At 45.7% G+C, this 16,339-nt stretch carries 12 protein-coding genes; 7 read left to right on the top strand and 5 right to left on the bottom strand.

Annotated features, from left to right (window positions below; all coding sequences use genetic code 11):
• The first annotated feature begins 1 nt into the window (after position 1).
• From rng to tldD, 3 genes are read left to right on the top strand one after another with little or no spacing between them, the layout of a single operon-like run.
• On the top strand, positions 2-1,471 hold the full coding sequence (gene rng / locus QJR74_RS13520; RefSeq protein ID WP_304372312.1) for a ribonuclease G: 1,470 nt from the start codon (positions 2-4) through the stop codon (positions 1,469-1,471).
• A 32-nt stretch (positions 1,472-1,503) separates the two neighbouring features.
• Complete coding sequence (yhdP, locus tag QJR74_RS13515; protein ID WP_304372311.1) at positions 1,504-5,340, top strand: AsmA2 domain-containing protein YhdP; 3,837 nt, start codon at positions 1,504-1,506, stop codon at positions 5,338-5,340.
• Between the two features lie 57 nt (positions 5,341-5,397).
• On the top strand, positions 5,398-6,843 hold the full coding sequence (tldD, locus tag QJR74_RS13510; protein ID WP_304372310.1) for a metalloprotease TldD: 1,446 nt from the start codon (positions 5,398-5,400) through the stop codon (positions 6,841-6,843).
• A gap of 22 nt (positions 6,844-6,865) precedes the next feature.
• Here tldD and aaeR read toward each other — a convergent pair whose 3' ends face one another.
• Positions 6,866-7,786 (bottom strand): HTH-type transcriptional activator AaeR, encoded by a 921-nt coding sequence (gene aaeR / locus QJR74_RS13505; RefSeq protein WP_304372309.1) that lies wholly within the window; start codon positions 7,784-7,786, stop codon positions 6,866-6,868.
• A 265-nt stretch (positions 7,787-8,051) separates the two neighbouring features.
• Between aaeR and aaeX the strand changes: the two genes are divergently transcribed.
• The 3 genes from aaeX to aaeB are packed head-to-tail and all read left to right on the top strand — an operon-like array spanning position 8,052 to position 11,163.
• A complete protein-coding gene (gene aaeX, locus QJR74_RS13500) occupies positions 8,052-8,255 on the top strand; it encodes a p-hydroxybenzoic acid efflux pump operon protein AaeX (protein ID WP_071433544.1) in 204 nt (67 codons plus the stop codon).
• A gap of 7 nt (positions 8,256-8,262) precedes the next feature.
• Positions 8,263-9,195: a p-hydroxybenzoic acid efflux pump subunit AaeA gene (aaeA, locus tag QJR74_RS13495; RefSeq protein WP_304372308.1), complete on the top strand. Its 933-nt coding sequence runs from the start codon at positions 8,263-8,265 to the stop codon at positions 9,193-9,195.
• 12 nt (positions 9,196-9,207) lie between these two features.
• Entirely contained in the window at positions 9,208-11,163 is a 1,956-nt protein-coding gene (aaeB, locus tag QJR74_RS13490; RefSeq protein ID WP_304372307.1) for a p-hydroxybenzoic acid efflux pump subunit AaeB, read from the top strand.
• A gap of 55 nt (positions 11,164-11,218) precedes the next feature.
• Here aaeB and argR read toward each other — a convergent pair whose 3' ends face one another.
• The 4 genes from argR to zapG form a co-directional block, all read right to left on the bottom strand.
• Positions 11,219-11,689 (bottom strand): transcriptional regulator ArgR, encoded by a 471-nt coding sequence (argR, locus tag QJR74_RS13485; RefSeq protein WP_250332593.1) that lies wholly within the window; start codon positions 11,687-11,689, stop codon positions 11,219-11,221.
• A gap of 268 nt (positions 11,690-11,957) precedes the next feature.
• Complete coding sequence (degS, locus tag QJR74_RS13480; RefSeq protein ID WP_304372306.1) at positions 11,958-13,019, bottom strand: outer membrane-stress sensor serine endopeptidase DegS; 1,062 nt, start codon at positions 13,017-13,019, stop codon at positions 11,958-11,960.
• Positions 13,020-13,103: 84 nt separating this feature from the next.
• On the bottom strand, positions 13,104-14,477 hold the full coding sequence (locus QJR74_RS13475; protein ID WP_304372305.1) for a Do family serine endopeptidase: 1,374 nt from the start codon (positions 14,475-14,477) through the stop codon (positions 13,104-13,106).
• A gap of 16 nt (positions 14,478-14,493) precedes the next feature.
• Positions 14,494-14,892: a Z-ring associated protein ZapG gene (zapG, locus tag QJR74_RS13470; RefSeq protein ID WP_304372304.1), complete on the bottom strand. Its 399-nt coding sequence runs from the start codon at positions 14,890-14,892 to the stop codon at positions 14,494-14,496.
• A 199-nt stretch (positions 14,893-15,091) separates the two neighbouring features.
• On the opposite strand from zapG, the gene zapE reads away from it, so the two are divergent.
• Positions 15,092-16,228 carry a cell division protein ZapE gene (gene zapE, locus QJR74_RS13465; RefSeq protein ID WP_304372303.1) on the top strand — a complete coding sequence of 379 codons (1,137 nt, stop codon included), beginning with the start codon at positions 15,092-15,094 and terminating at the stop codon, positions 16,226-16,228.
• Positions 16,229-16,339 lie beyond the last annotated feature (111 nt).

The following is a 16,339-nucleotide window of genomic DNA, read 5'->3' as shown; positions in this document are numbered from 1 at the left end:
AATGACTGCTGAACTGCTCATCAATGTTACGCCTTCTGAAACACGTGTTGCTTACCTCGATACGGGAATTTTGCAAGAAATTCATATTGAGCGGGAAGCGAAAAGAGGGATCGTCGGCAATATCTACAAAGGCCGTGTTAGCCGAGTGCTACCGGGGATGCAAGCGGCCTTTGTCGATATTGGTTTAGATAAATCTGCGTTTCTCCATGCTTCGGATATCGTGCCACACACTGAATGTGTGGCGGGAGAAGAACAGAAGAAATTTCATGTTAAAAATATTTCTGAGTTAGTTCGTCCTGGCCAAGATCTGATGGTACAAGTGGTTAAGGATCCTTTAGGCACTAAAGGCGCGAGGCTTACTACAGATATTACCTTACCGTCCCGCTATCTCGTTTTTATGCCAGGTGCCTCCCATGTTGGAGTTTCACAGCGTATTGAAAGTGAGACGGAACGTACACGTCTTAAGCAAGCCGTTCACCAATATTGTGATGAACAGGGCGGGTTTATTATCCGTACCGCAGCAGAAGGTATTAGTGACACTGAGCTGGCGCGAGATGCCGCATTCTTAAAACGCTTGTGGGCTAAGGTATGCAAGCGTAAAAAGCGCAATCAGACACGAATCAAACTTTATGGCGAAATCGCATTGGCGGCACGCGTGCTACGTGATTTTGTTGAAGCGCCACTCGATCATATTCGTGTCGATTCAAAAGCCACCTACGAAAAATTAATCGAGTTTACTGCTGAGTATGTTCCTGAACTGACCGCAAAACTTGAGCACTATAGTGGTAAGCAACCTATTTTCGATCTCTTTGATGTTGAAAATGAAATTCAACGGGCGATGGAACGAAAAGTTGCCTTGAAGTCTGGAGGCTATCTGATTATTGACCAGACTGAGGCGATGACCACTGTTGATATCAATACCGGTGCCTTTGTCGGGCATCGTAATCTAGAAGAAACCATTTTTAATACGAATATTGAAGCGACACAGGTTATTGCTCGACAACTTCGATTGCGTAATTTAGGCGGTATCATCATTATTGATTTTATTGATATGAATAATGAAGAACATCGCCGGCGAGTATTAACTACACTTGAAAGTGCGATGAGTAAAGACAGGGTTAAAAGCAGTATCAACGGTTTCTCTTCGTTAGGGCTGGTCGAAATGACGCGTAAACGTACGCGCGAAAGCCTTGAACATATCTTGTGTGGAAAATGCCCGACTTGCCAAGGGCGAGGTAGCGTCAAAACTGCAGAGACTATCTGTTATGAAATCATGCGAGAGATTGTCCGTGTGCATCATAGTTACGATTCCGATAGTTATTTAGTTTATGCGTCGCCCATTGTCTCCGAGGCATTAAAGAATGAAGAGGCCCATGCACTGGCCGAAGTCGAAATCTTCGTAGGTAAACAGGTCAAAGTACAAGTCGAACCCCTCTATACTCCAGAGCAGTTTGATGTCGTACTCATGTAATCGCAGTTGATGGGTCGTGAAGTGAGGGGACAGTGAGCAAGTTATCACAATGGACATTAAGGATAATTACAGCGCTGATTGTAATAGCTGCACTATTAGTGACGGCATTACGTCTAGCTATGCCTCATATGGACCATTATCGCTCACAGCTTCTCAACGCGGCTTCTCGCGCAACGGGGATTCACTTCAAGGCTGACGTGCTTAAAGGTGAGTGGAAAAACTTCGGCCCTACACTTAATGTGGATAACTTTTCTGCTGAGTTAGCTGATGGCGGAAAGTTGCAGATCAAAAAAGTCACCTTAGCGTTAGATATCTGGCAATCATTACTTCATGCTAGCTTACAGTTCAGAGATTTGACCTTCTGGCAGCTCCATTTCTCTGTGCAGCAATTTCCAAAAAAAGACGCCTCTTCGAACAGCGGTTACGACAGTAATAAAGTCAAAAATCTCTTTCTACAACGTTTCGACCATTTCATCCTGCGTGAAAGCACGATTGATTTCCCCACGCCTTCTGGACAGCGGGTAACACTGAATATTCCTACCTTGACGTGGTTCAATGAGGGGAAACTCCATCGTGCGGAAGGTTTGGTAAACCTGAGTAGTTTCACTGGGCAGCATGGTACCGCTCAATTACGGATTAACTTGCAGGACAAACAGCAATTACTCGATAAAGGTACCGTTTGGATACAAGTCGATGATATTGATGCCAAGCCCTGGTTAGGTAATTGGGTTAATAAGAACACCAACTTAAAAAAAGCACATCTTAGCTTAATGGTTTGGCTAAATATGGCCGATGGGACGTTAGCCTCGGGTGATGTGATTATCAAGCGCGGCGATGCACAGTGGCAAGAGGCAAACCAGGTTGCTCATCAATTAACCTTGACTCAGTTGTCGGCTAAACTATCGCGCGTAGGTAAGGGATTTGTCTTAACACTTCCTGACACGGGGATCACCATTGATAATACGCGCTGGCCGCGAGGAAGCTTAGCCCTAAATTGGCAAGCTGACAGTGAACAGCCTTGGTTACCGGCAAAGGATTCAGCGCTCCGAGTTCGCGCAGCGAATATTGACCTCGCGCGTCTTACTCCGTTAGTTCCACTGCTCTCTCCGTTACAGTCTACTTATGCCAACCTTTGGCATCAGGCTAATCCCCAAGGGCGCGTAACCCGTCTAGCCGCCGATATCCCCCTGCAAGACTTGGAACAAACCCGTATTGCTGCACAGTGGCAGCAGTTAAGTTGGCAAGCTTTTCAACAGATACCGGCGGTCACTGCTTTTTCTGGATCCCTGACTGGCGGGATGGCAGAGGGTGAGACAACGCTCACATTAGGCCAACAAACGTTGGCCTCTCAGGGGCAATTACAGGCCCCGATCGAACTTAACCGCTTTAGTGGTGATTTTTCGTGGGAAAAGGACGATAAACACTTAGTCCTCTCTGGGCGAAATATCGATCTTGGTGCTAAATCCGTTGCCGCTAAGGGAGACTTTTCATATCAACAATCGGTAAACCGCCCGCCAGATCTACAGATTTTAGCCGGAATTAACGCCACAGATGGCGCTGATGCGTGGCGCTATTTCCCGGTCAAGATTATGCCGAAAGGCTTAGTACACTATTTGAGTACGGCTATTCAAGGTGGTGTGGCACAAGATGCAACCTTAGTTTTCGCGGGTAATCCGCATCAATTTCCGTTTACCCACAATGAAGGGACTTTCCAAGTCACTGTACCGCTAAAGCAAGCCAAATTTGCTTTCCAGCCAGGCTGGCCAGCGTTATCGCCGCTTGATATCGATTTGAACTTCGTTAATAACGGATTGTGGATGAAAGCTGACGCAATACGTTTAGGAAATGTACCTGTTACTCATGTTACGGCCGATATTCCTGACTATCATAAAGAACAGCTGTTGATAGAAGGTGATATCCGGGGACAAGGGGAAGATATCCATCGCTATATGAAACAGACCCCATTAGCGAAGAATGTTGGCAGTGCATTAGACCAGCTCAAGGTAAAAGGTGAAGTATACGGGCATTTGGGGTTAACGATTCCGTTGAACGGTAAAGAAGTCACCGCGAAGGGAGATGTCAATCTCAATAATAATCAATTGACCATTGTACCGTTACAAACTCAAATGAAAGGCGTTTCGGGTCGTTTTACCTATAATAATGGCCTTTTACAGAGTACCCCAATCTCGGCTCAATGGTTTGGTCAGCCGGTCAAGGTCGTTTTCTCGACCGAAGAACAAGCAAAACAGTTCGCCATTGCTATTCAGGCTGAAGGAAATTGGGCTCTGGAAAAAATTAATGCATTTCCCAAAAACCTTGCTCAGCAGTTAACGGGCCGACTACCTTGGCAGAGTGAGGTTTCTATAGCGCTTCCCCATCAGGGAGGGGCATCTTATCAAGTTAACGTCACCAGTAATGCAACACGAGTTAGCGGTAAGTTACCGCAAGCATTAGGTATCCCAAATAGTGCTTTCCCTCTCGCGATCGACGCCAAAGGTAACTTGTCGACGCTACACGTCGCGGGTGTGATCGATCGTCATCAACGGTTTAGCACCCAGTGGAAGCTCACGCCTAAGTTAGCTTTAGAAAAAGGTCAGTGGACCAGTCAGGGTGATGAGCATCCCTCATTACCTCTACAGTCCATTATGGATATTCAATTACCGGCCCTCGATGGTGACAAGCTGATTGCGACCTTACAAAAGCTCTCTTCTAGCGCCTCCACCCCAAACTCAGCGAAAAAGGCGGTAAAACACTCTACGACCGCGCAGAATTGGCGTTCAGCGATCCCCTTTGAGCTGCCTGCAACACTTCAAGCAACAACTCCGGTGTTAGCACTTTATGGGCAGCAATGGCGTAACCTTAGCCTGCAAATACATCAGCTACTGTCAGACCCTTATTTAACGGTGAACAGCGATGAGGCAAAAGGTAGCCTCCAGATCAGACCGGGACAGCCTTGGCTGCTAAATATGGATTATCTTTATTATAATCCGCAGTTTGCCTCGAATCCCACGGGGAATAGAGTCGTAAATTCCATGCAAGATAATCATTTCGATTTTAGCCAATGGCCAAAGCTGGACGCGACGTGCTCTTCCTGTTGGTTTGCCGGCCAGAACTTCGGTCAAATCAAAGGGAAATTTAGTGTTAACCAGCAAACGTTGACGTTACGAGATGGTATTGTCGATACAGGGCATAGTCGATTGTCTGTGATGGGTGAGTGGAATAATGTTGCTGGGCAAGAACGCACAGCACTAAAAGGACATCTGCATACTGATAATTTAGCCGATGCTGCCCATTGGTTTGGTGTTGAGGTGCCTGTCAGTGATACGCCTCTGCATCTTGGCTATGACCTGCATTGGAAAGATGTTCCTTGGCGCCCTTCAATCCCAACGTTAAGTGGATTATTGACCCTAAAAGCAGGAAAGGGAACATTTCGACATGTTGAAACTGGTACTGCAGGGCAGGTATTGCGTTTATTAAGTATCGACGCGCTATTACGTAAAGTGAGCTTAGATTTCAGGGGCACTCTTGATAGTGGTTTTTACTACGATAGCATTACCGGTACAGCATGGATGGATAAAGGGATGTTACATACGGAGAACCTCAGTATAGATGGTTTAGAAGCTGATATCGGCATGCGAGGAACAGTGAATTTCACTACTCGTCAGTTCGACCTTCTCGCCACTGTCGCACCAGAAATTTCAGTTCCAGTTGGTGTTGCAGCAGCTTTTGCCATCAATCCGATTGTGGGGGCCTCTGTTGTTGTGGCAAGTAAAGTATTGTCCCCCATCTGGAGTAAAATATCCTTATTACGTTACAGTATCACTGGACCAATGGATAAACCGGACGTCAAAGAAGTATTGCGTAAGTAAAGAATGAAAAGCCATGGTGAGTCATCTCATCATGGCGCAAATAAAAAGTGAGAACCTATGAAACTGAACCTGGTTAGCGAGCATTTACTAACTAAAAATACTATTACGCACGATGACCTTTCCCGCGTGCTCAGCCAGCTTTCAGAGCGCCATTTAGATTACGGTGATCTCTATTTTCAGTCCAGCATGCATGAATCATGGGGACTCGAAGATAATATTATTAAAGAAGGCTCTTGGCATATAGACCAAGGAGTCGGTATTCGTGCGATAAGTGGCGAGAAAACGGGGTTTGCTTATGCAGACCAATTAACGTTAAAGGCCTTGGAACAAAGTGCTGGGGCTGCACGTAGTATTGTACAAGAGCAAGGGGATGGTAAAGTCAGAACCTTAGCGGCGGTTGACCATAAAACCTTGTATCCCGCGATTAACCCATTAGACAGTCTGACCCGCGAAGACAAAATTGCGTTATTACATCGGGTGAACCGCGTCGCGCGCGATGCCGATCCTCGCGTTCAAGAGGTAAGTGCTCACTTATCTGGTGTTTATGAAGAAGTCCTGATTGCCGCGACAGACGGTACCTTTGCTACGGATATTCGACCTTTGGTACGCTTATCGATTAGTGTTCAGGTAGAAGACCAAGGGAAACGCGAACATGGTTCGTGCGGCGGCGGTGGACGGACCAGCTACGAATTCTTCTTACTTGATGAGCAGGGTGAGACGCGCTGTGACGGCTGGGCAAAAGAAGCGGTAAGAATGGCCTTAGTGAATCTTTCTGCTATCGCCGCCCCAGCCGGGGCATTACCTGTTGTCTTAGGTGCAGGGTGGCCTGGAGTGTTACTGCACGAGGCAGTAGGTCATGGTTTGGAAGGTGACTTCAACCGTCGTGGGACCTCTATGTTCAGTGGTCAAATGGGACAGCCAGTCGCCTCGGAACTGTGTACCGTGGTTGATGATGGTACCCTGAGTGGTCTACGGGGCTCGATCGCGATTGATGATGAAGGTGTCCCCGGACAATACAATGTGCTAATAGAAAAGGGCATATTGAAAGGCTTCATCCAAGACAAACTGAATGCGCGCTTGATGGGGCTCCCGCCAACAGGAAATGGTCGTCGAGAATCCTATGCGCATCTTCCCATGCCAAGGATGACCAATACTTATATGTTAGCGGGTCAATCTACCCCGCAAGAAATTATTGAAAGTGTCGACTATGGGATTTACGCGCCTAATTTTGGTGGCGGTCAAGTAGACATTACCTCAGGAAAATTTGTTTTCTCGACCTCAGAAGCCTATTTAATTGAGAAAGGTAAGATCACCTCTCCGGTTAAAGGGGCAACCTTGATTGGTTCAGGGATTGAAGCCATGCAGCAAATCTCAATGGTTGGTAACGACCTTGCGCTTGACAAAGGCGTTGGTGTATGTGGTAAAGAGGGGCAAAGTGTGCCGGTCGGTGTTGGTCAGCCTACCTTAAAACTCGACCGCTTGACGGTGGGCGGTACGGCCTAAGTTAGTAAAAGGTAGCGTAATGCTACCTTTTGCTCAAAAATAGCTCGTAACGCGTGGCCATTTCCTTGAAATAGTCAGCGAGTAAAGATAAACAAATTTGGACTTTCAGCGGCAATTTATCTTTTTCGGTATACAGCGCATGGACGGGGCGCGGCTTCGAACTATAGTCGGGCAGGAGTATACGAATATTCCCCTGCTTAACCTCATCCATTATCCACATCATCGGCATATAAGCGATGCCTGCGCCAGATTTAAGCCAATGTACCAAAGTCTGTGGGTCATTGGTGGCGAAACGTCCGCTTAGGGATAAGTGAATGAGTTCACCATCTGGAGTGGTGAGTTCCATTTCGTTATAAGGGGACAAGGTATACTCTAGCCAACAGAGTGACGCCAGTTCGCTGTGATGGGTGGGAAGAGAGATTTGGCTGAGATACTCTTTACTGGCGCAAATCACCATTGGCATGGCGCCTATCTGACGAGAGAAAAGCGTAGAATTTTCCAAATGACCCGTTCTGAGTACCAAATCTAATCCATGTGTAATCAAATCTGGGGTGGGATTATCGGTAATGAGGTCAATCTCTAATCCTGGATAATCTGACAATAGCTTCATCGCGATAGGAGCAAGAACGTTCTGCGCCATGGTCGTACTACAACCGATACGTAAGGTCCCCACTGGCGTATTATTGAATTCGAATAACTGCTCATGAACTCGAGTCGCCTCGTTAAGCATTCGTTGGCAACCCAAGTAATAAATTTTTCCCGCTTCAGTCATACCGATACGTCGAGTACTACGATTGAGGAGCTTAATATTGAGCTCATCCTCTAAGCGAGAGATAGTTTGTGAGATTGAAGAAACGCTAACCTGCATCTGCTGCGCAACGGCAGTGAATGAGCCTTGTTCGACAACTTTAGCAAACACAGCCATTCGTTTTAATCGTTCCATTATTAACTCTGAGTTAAAAGTGATTTAGTTCACAAAATATAGAAAATGCACGCTAAGACAAGTTACTATAGCGCTATAAATAGAAGTTTATTTCTCTATTCTCGCATCGTCGTCTCTATCTTTAGTGATTTTTTGGTTCGGTCCCTGAGGGACAATGGTACAACTTTCGTTACCTTTTAACCAAGTAAGTCACCATTATGGATCTTATAGCTTTCCAGTAACCCATGCCTAGTGGCTCGCTGGCTAATGTGTTAAAGGATTTTACATGAGTGTGCATCCAGTTTTGGTGATATTTGGGCTCTCATTTCCACCTATTTTTGTTGAGCTTATCTTATCTCTCATTGTGTTTTGGCTAGTGAAAAAAGTGCTAACCCCAACAGGTATCTACGATTTAGTTTGGCACCCTTCGCTGGTGAATACTGCACTTTACTGCTGTGTGTTTTATCTCGTTTCGAGTCTAATAGTTTGAGGTTTCAGTGAAAACGTTAATAAAAAAAGTGGCCCGCTACGCGATAACTGTTGTGTTAGTCATCATCGCCATTGTGATTGTTTTTCGTACATGGGTGTACTACACCGAATCCCCTTGGACACGCGACGCAAAATTTTCCGCTGATGTCGTTGCTATCGCGCCTGACGTTACGGGGTTGATTACACATGTAAATATCCACGATAATCAGTATGTTAAGCAAGGTGATGTTCTCTTTGAAATTGACCGTCCGCGTTTTAAAGAAGCATTAGATGAAGCTCAAGCTGATGTGGATTATTATCAAGCCGTCGTTGCTGAGAAACGGCGCGAAGCGGCAAGACGTAACCAGTTGAGTACCGTAGCATTATCCCGAGAAGCGGTAGAGCAAGCGAACAATGATCTACAAACAAGTGAACATCAGCTGGCCAAAGCGGCCGCGGCACGTGATCTGGCACAAATTGATTTAGTTAGAGCAACGGTTAAGGCTCCCGCCGATGGCTGGATCACCAACTTAAATGTCTATGGTGGTGAATTTATTAGTCGAGGTTCAGTTGCCGTTGCGTTAGTCAAAGATCACACCTTCTATGTTACGGCTTATCTTGAAGAGACTAAATTGCATGCAGTACGTCCGGGTTTACGGGCTGAAATTACTCCCCTTGGCAGTAATTTAAAACTGCGTGGGACCGTTGAAAGCGTTGCCGCAGGGGTCACTAACAGTAGCAGTAGTAACGATAGTAAAGGAATGGCGAGTGTCGATTCTAACTTAGAGTGGGTTCGTTTAGCCCAACGTGTACCTGTTCGCATCCACTTGGACGAGCAAGTGGCTAATCGCTTCCCAGCGGGAACAACGGCGACGGTCATCATTACAGGCGAGAAAGATCGTAAAGACCGTGAGCCCTCTCCCTTAGAAAAGTTGACTAATCGACTACGCGAATTTGGATAATTTGGAGGCGGTATGATTCAGTTCTTACGCTTCCCAGTTAAACTCACCTTTGCTGTACTGTTAGCGATGTTACTTGGTTTCTATTTTAATTTAGAAACCCCACGTTGGGCAGTGATGACTGCCGGTATTGTCGCAGGCGGACAAGCCTTTGCGGCAGGGGGGGATCCTTATTCTGGGGCATTACGTTACCGTGGATTGCTTCGTATCATTGGTACCTTTTTAGGCTGTATTGCGGCGCTAGCGATCGTAATGACGACCATTAGAGCGCCGATGATTATGCTGTTTCTAAGCTGCCTTTGGGCGGGGTTCTGTGTCTGGATCTCATCACTGGTTAAAGTCGATAACTCCTACGCTTTCGGCTTGGCCGGCTATACAGCACTAATCATTATTATTTCATCTAATGCATCAGGTTCCATGGAGCTAATGCCACGCTTAGCCGTTGAACGGTGTAGTGAGATTTTTATCGGTATACTTTGTGCGATCTTAGCCGACACTTTTTTCTCTCCTCGATCAATTAAGCGGGTGATTGACCAAGAGGTTGACCAACTGCTCTTAGCACAATATCAATTGCTGCAGTTATGTGTGGGTCGAGCTGAGAAAGAAGACGTTGATAAAGCGTGGAGTAGTTTAGTCGCTCGGAGTAGCGCTTTTAGTGGGATGCGTAGCCAGTTAAAAATGGAATCCTCGCATTGGCAGAACAGTAGCCGTCGGTTAAAAATGCTTAACACGCTCTCCTTAACGATGATTACTCATTCGACGGAGACCTATCTTAATCTTCAAGCACACCCTGAATATCTCTCAAGCGCCTTTGTCGAGGTTATTGAACAAAAAGTTGAGACTATTGGCGGCCTACGAGCCAAAGTTCGTGAATTGCGTAAATTATTCAGCGAATACCCTGCAGAATCCGTTCCCTTAGCCCTGTCAACATGGGTGAGTGCAGCATCAGAATACCTTCTATTATCGAAAGGTATTCGGAGTAACGTTAAAATTAATGGTACAGAAGAAGCTATTCTCCGCCGAGAAGTGCTTGTTACGCCTAAATCAGCGGAAACGCATCATGCGATGATCAACGGTATTCGTACCTTTGTCGCGACATTTTCGGGAGTTCTATTCTGGCTCTATTCGGGTTGGAATGCTGGTAGTGGTTGTATGATCATGTTAGCGGTGGTTACCGCATTGGCTATGCGAATTCCTAACCCATTGATGATGGCAAAAGATTTCCTCTATGGGATGACCGCCGCGTTCCCTATCGGCCTTCTGTACTATGCCTATCTGATGCCTAATACCCAACAAAGCGTCTTCTTGCTTTGCCTGATAATTGGCGCGCTCGCTTTTGTTGCGGGAGTTCTGATACAGCGCCGCCAAGTAGGAGCCTTGGGAGGATTTGTGGGGACACTGAATGTTATTGTGTTAAGTAATCCCATCACATTTCCAATAGAATCCTTTTTAGATAACGCTTTAGGTCAAATGATAGGGTGTTTCCTATCATTGATGGTGATATTACTGATTAGAGATAAATCGAAAGCGAAGACAGGACGTAAAATACTTAATCGACTGATGTATGCCGCCGTTGCATCGTTGACGACCAATCCTTCTCGCCGCCGCGAGAACCATCTACCGGCACTTTATCAACAGCTGTTTATGCTGCTAAACATGTTTCCGGGAGATCTCAATAAATATCGGTTGGCCCTTACGCTAATCATTAGCCAGCAGCGGCTAAGAAGTTTCGCGTTGCCGCCGAATGCGGTGCTATCTGAGTTTCACCAACAGCTACGCATCACGGGTGATAAGGTCATAGCAGCCCATAGTGTAGAGAAAAAGGAGTATTACTATACGCGGTTGCTTAAAGAATTGACGGCCTATGAAGACCTGCTAAAAGAACATCAGGCTTCAATTCCTATGCAAGAGTCGGTGCATCGGCTATCGGATATTTTAACGCGTTACCAATCTACAATGATTAATATCTGATCCATGACTGGCAGTCGGCGATAGTTGTCTGCCAGTTTGACTCTCGATCTTCGCCTTAAAGTTCTTGTTCAAAAAGTGTAAGAACGACCGTATGGAGTTTTTTTACTGTAAATCCACGAGATGGGGTAATAAAGATTGTATCGTCCCCAGCAATCGTCCCCAATATACCCTCTGACTTCCCTAATGAATCCAGTAAGCGAGCAATTAATTGAGCGGCTCCAGGGCTGGTACGAATCACCACTAAAGCTTCGTTGTAATCTATATCCGTCACTAAGTTTTTCAGTGGGCTACTGGTGGTAGGAACGCCTAATTCTGCAGGTAAGCAATAGACCATTTCCATTTTGGCGTTACGGGTTCTTACCGCGCCAAATTTCGTCAGCATACGTGATACTTTCGATTGGTTGATATTCTGAAAACCATCTTCTTGCAGGGCATGAACAATTTCGCTTTGAGAGCTGAATTTTTCTTCTTTAAGGAGTGCCTTAAAGGCCCGTACCAGATCATCTTGTTTAGAAGGGGTTCGCATAAAAAACCTTTGAAATAGGAGAAGTGAGATTATTATGCATCTTGATGCATTTTTATTCAATAATCTCTGTGTAGAGAAAAATAACTTATAGAGAATTTATCTTAAGTACTGGCAATACTTACGGATTATATCCTATTTATAGTTCAACATTGAGTTGAATATGACTATCCAACATTACTTTACACTTGATAATGCGGTAAGGAATTAATAACCCCCCCTCAATAAACCGATTTATTATTCATAAAAACGCGATTACTGAGGAAGGGGACTAGTTACTATCTTGGGGAAACTCTTGAATAGTAACGGGTAGGTTTTTTTTCTGACCTTGTCTGAGAATTTGTACGTCAATCACTGAACCAGGACGAATTTCTGCTACCTGATCCATGGTCTCTTGAGCGGAAACAGCGGGCTTATTATTCACACTCAGTAGCAGATCGTTGGCTTTAATGCCCGCTAGTTCAGCGGGGCCAGTGACTTTAGTGACAATGATGCCTTGCAATTTTTCATAGTTATTCCCCTGTTCATGCATTGGAGGAATTTCTCTGCCAGTAATTCCGATAAAGCCGCGGATGACTCGACCATCGCGAATAAGTTTATTCATAATCTTAATTGCCAACGGCGTTGGAATGGCAAAGCCAATACCTTCAGGTGTTTCGCCATCATTACTCTTATCAAAGGTTAGGGTATTGATCCCCATTAGTTCGCCTAATGAGTTTATCAACGCTCCTCCAGAGTTACCTTGGTTGATTGAGGCATCAGTTTGTAGGAAGTTTTGACGTCCAGAAGAACTCAAACCAACACGGCCGGTGGCGCTAATAATACCTTGAGTCACTGTCTGACCGAGATTATAGGGGTTACCTATCGCCATCACCACATCACCAATATGCGGATTACGTTCGTTATTAATGGGAATAATAGGGAGGCTAGGTGCAGAGATTTTAAGTACTGCCAGATCGGTCATCGCATCAGAACCGACCAAGGTTGCTTCGTAAAAGCGCCCATCTTGTAAGGCTACGATAATCTGGTCGGCATTACTAATAACGTGGCGATTTGTCAAAATATAGCCGCGTTGGTTCATGATCACACCCGACCCTAAGGTAGTGAAATCTCTTTTACCTTGAGTTTGTGAGTTACGATTATAAACATTTACCACCGCTGGCGCGGCGCGGCGCACTCCTTGGCTGAAACTAAATACCGATTCTTGAGTATTAGCAGGTGCTTCATTATTCGAAAACAGTGCACCACCGTTACGCAATAAATGCATACCAAGCAGTAAAATTATGGCGACAATAAGGCCGATAAGCGCTGAACGAAGTAGTTTAAATAACATGCTAATTTAGTTGCCAAGGGAGAGGTTGCTGCAGAATAGCATGAGAAGAGTAGGTACGCACCTCTGTACCTACCCTTATCTGGGCTAACGAAGAAGTAAAAAGAGGTTATCTTTACCGCGCATCACACTCATCGCGATGACTGGCGGTTTAGTCGCTAAGATTTTACTCATCGCATCGACAGAATCGACCCGTTGGCGGTTAATCGCGGTGATGACATCGCCAGTGTGTAACCCGATTTGCTGAGCAGGACTAGACGGCGTTACGCTGTCAACCTTGACGCCTTTCGCCTTACTCAATGTCATGCCATCGCTGAACTCAGCACCTTGAAGTGCTGGCAAATCGATCGTGGTTGGTGTCGTTTCGGGAGCGCTTTGCTCTAGAGTGACTTCGGCATTGATCGATTTACCGTCGCGCAGCAAGGTCAACATGACTTTATCGCCAGGTGCGCTGGTACCGACTTTCACGCGAAGCTCGGCGAAGCTAGTGATAGGTTTACCGTTCAAGCCGGTAATGATATCTCCAGCTTTGATCCCCGCTTTGGCTGCGGCAGAATTTGGTAATACCTCAGCAACAAAGGCTCCTCGCTGTACATCGACGTGGAAAGCTTTCGCCATATCCGACGACATCTCAGTGCCTTTTAGGCCAAGTTGGCCGCGGGTAATTTTACCGTTCTTAATCAGCTGATGGGCAAGATTCATTGCCATATTGGAAGGGATGGCAAAGCCAATACCAATATTACCCCCACTGGCTGCCAAGATAGCGGTGTTGATCCCTACTAATTCACCTTTCAGGTTGACCAAAGCGCCCCCTGAATTTCCGCGGTTAATCGCCGCATCGGTTTGAATGAAGTTCTCTAAGCCTTCAATATTTAAGCCGCTGCGTCCGAGTGCGGAGATAATACCGGAAGTCGCTGTTTGACCAAGGCCGTAAGGGTTACCGATAGCGACGGCAAAATCGCCGACTTGTAATGCATCGGAATCAGCAATGTTAATTTGTACTAAATTTTTAGCATTCTTAACTTGAATAAGGGCGATATCAGTTTGGCTATCATGACCGACCAGTTTAGCGGGATATTCGTTACCATCACCCAACTGAACCGTAATTTTATCTGCACCATTAATAACGTGGTTATTAGTGAGAATGTAGCCGTTTTTAGCGTCAATGATGACACCTGACCCTAAACCTTGAAACGGTGTTGGCTGTTGTTGCTGCGGATTTTGGCCAAGGAAACGCTTTAAGGGTTCAGGAAGTTGCTGATCTTGGCTTTCCGTCGTGGTACCACTGACTTGGACGCTCACCACCGAAGGCAGTGTTTTCGCAAGCATTGGCGCCAGTGAAGGTAAGGGTTGATCGCCCACTTGTGCAGGTAGCGTCGCATACGAAGCGGGGAGGTAAGCCATCCCCAAACTCATGCTTAGCGCTATCGCTAGCGCTAAGGGTGTACGATTTTTTTTCATCATTGACCCTCAACAATTATTTTTCAGTAGTTGAACTTCTTAGCAAGCCCGATGACTTTTCAGAATAATCCCGCGGCATTTCAGCTAGCCCATTATCAGTTTCAGCATTTTTTGCACTTTGCTGCCAGATGAACGGGTTACTCTGAGCAGCTTGCTCAGGCAGAAGTTCTTTGGTCGTGCTAGACATATGTTGATAAAGTTCTTGGTAGTTTTGAGACATATTTTCAAGCAGTTCAGCACTACGGACAAAGTGACCATTTAGTTCTTGTTTTAACTCTTTAAGTTCGTCTTTGGTTTTTTCTAGTTCGTACTGTAGCGCGTGCTGGTCGCGGAGTTTACGGCTACCAAACCGTGTGATAACAATCCCAACGATTACGCCGACAATTAATCCGATAAGCCCATATTCCCAGGTCATAATGACTCCCATAATATCCGTTGTGCTAAGGGGATGACGATAAGCAGTTACCCATTTCGAGTGAGATGCTAGTCGAAAATAGTTTACCTCACTATACCTGTTAATGCTCAGGATGTGGAATCCTGCGTTAACCTGGCGTACTGTATAGCGGTTTTCAATGTTGTGTTTGTCGTCTTCGATTAGCTTAACGGTACCCACTATGCAAACCATTTCTCCACTGACACGTTACCAGCAAGCCCTTGAACAGGGCGATTACCAGCCCGATGAGGTACAAAAAGCCGCGGTAACGGAGCTTGATAAGATCCAAAAAGCGTTAATTGCCCGCCAGCAAACCGCCACAACATTGACGGATAAAAAAGGATTTTTAGGTCGCGTTTCTAAAATTTTTCAGCGCAGTGAGAGCAGCGAACAACCGGTTCAAGGCTTGTATATGTGGGGAGGAGTTGGGCGTGGTAAAACCTGGATCATGGATATGTTTTATCAGTCTGTTCCAGGCGAGCGTAAGTTACGATTACATTTCCACCGCTTTATGTTACGCGTCCATGAAGAACTGAGCCAACTCCAAGGCCATAGTGATCCACTGCTTATTATTGCCGAACGTTTTCGCGAACAGACTGACCTGTTGTGTTTTGATGAGTTTTTTGTATCGGATATTACCGATGCGATGTTACTGGGAACGTTAATGGAAGCCTTATTTCAGCGAGGCATCACGTTAGTCGCGACCTCGAACATTCCCCCTGATGAACTCTATCGTAATGGCCTGCAGCGAGCGCGATTTTTACCCGCTATTGAACAAATCAAAACACATTGTCAAACCATGAATGTTGATGCTGGCGTCGATTACCGTTTACGCGCTCTGACAGCCGCCCATCTCTGGAAATCGCCGCTCAACGATGAAACGCGTACAGCCATTAGCGTATTATTTAAAAACCTGTCAGGAAGTGATTTTGCTCAGGCTCCTTCACCGGTACTCGAGATCAATCATCGTGCGATGAAGAGTGAACATGTTGCTGAAGGGGTGCTTGCGATTCGTTTTAGCGTGCTATGTGGGGAAAACCGTAGTCAGCACGATTACATCGCGCTTTCTCAGCAATTTCACACGGTATTATTGTTAGATGTCCCACAGTTAACACAGCAGACTGAAGATCATGCGCGTCGATTTCTTGCAATGGTAGATGAATTCTACGAAAGACATGTTAAACTTGTCGTTTCTGCAGAAGTGACGTTGGAAGCTATCTATCAAGGTAATCAATTGAAATTTGAATACCAACGTTGCCTATCTCGTCTTCAGGAGATGCAAAGCGAAGAGTATTTGCGTCTTCCTCATTTGCCGTAAGGCAGAAATATTCGTGGAGTTGCGAATTAATGATAAAAGAGGTCGATTTTTGAAGTCGACTTCTTTATAATCTTGCGACCCCACGTTACAACAAATGGTTTTATTCCCAAA

This window comes from Tatumella ptyseos, assembly GCF_030552895.1.
Lineage (GTDB): Bacteria > Pseudomonadota > Gammaproteobacteria > Enterobacterales > Enterobacteriaceae > Rosenbergiella > Rosenbergiella ptyseos_A.
This window is presented reverse-complemented; position numbering and strand designations above follow the sequence as displayed.